Source organism: Bacillus sp. IT-79MI2, from assembly GCF_949768135.1.
Taxonomy (GTDB): Bacteria; Bacillota; Bacilli; order Bacillales; family Bacillaceae_G; genus Bacillus_A; species Bacillus_A pseudomycoides.
On the sequence record NZ_CATKPV010000125.1, the window covers coordinates 1 to 1108 of the forward strand.

Genomic DNA, 1108 nt, shown 5'->3' on the forward strand with positions numbered 1-1108 from the left:
GGGGGTGAAAATTCAGCTTGAATATGATTTATTAAGTGGACGGTTCCTGCATATTCATACCGGTCCAGGTAAACAACATGATCGAACCTACGGTTCTCTGTGTGTCCCAACTGTGACAGCGAATGATTTATGTATCCGAGATTTAGGATATTTTCATCTGAAAGATCTTCAACATATACAGGATAAAAAGGCTTACTATATCTCTCGTATCAAGTCGAATACACGTATTTATCAAAAAAATCCCAATCCTGATTATTTTAAAGATGGAAGAATCAAGAAAGGTACAGAGTATATACAAATAGATATGGAGGATTTAATGAACTCTCTTCTGCCAGGACAAACATGTGAAATATCCAACGCTTATGTAGGAATGAAGGATAAGGTACAAACTCGTGTGATTGTTCATCGACTAACAAAAGAACAACAAGAAAAACGACTACAAGATCAAACCGTAAGAGAAAAAAAGAAAGGAATGAAGTATTCTCCTCGTAGTAAACGACTCAGTGGTATCAATGTATATATGACAAACACTTCTACAGATGTTGTACCAATGGAACAAGTACATGATTGGTATTCTTTACGTTGGCAAATCGAAATTTTATTTAAAACGTGGAAATCATTCTTTTGCATTCATCATTGTAAAAAGATAAAACAAGAACGATTAGAATGCCATTTGTATGGGCAACTGATTGCCATTCTACTCTGTTCTTCTATTATGTTTCAAATGCGGAAGTTACTTCTTATGAAGAAGAAACAAGAATTGAGTGAATATAAAGCTATTTATATGATTAAAGACTATTTTTTTCTTCTATTCCAAGCTATACAGAAAGACACCCAAGAGCTATCAAAGATTCTAATTCGCCTGTTCAACCTCCTACAGCAAAATGGGCGAAAATCTCATCGATATGAGAAGAAAACAGTCTTTGATATATTAGGTGTCGTTTACAATTGTACCACGTCTGATAATCAAGCGGCTTAATTCAAAAAAATGAAACCCGATAGGGTTTATTTCGTATGCAAATCTTTAAATTCTCTACACATAATCTTTATAAAAAAGAAACAACCTCTATAATAATTAACGTTGTATGAGCTTAGCTTGATAGCGATG

1 protein-coding gene is annotated in these 1108 nt (G+C 33.8%); it reads left to right on the plus strand.

The annotated features are described in order from the left end of the window. Positions 1–979 (plus strand): IS4 family transposase (locus ACM6HU_RS26440; protein WP_414848526.1); only part of this gene is annotated, 979 nt, incomplete at its 5' end. Positions 980–1108: the final 129 nt, after the last annotated feature.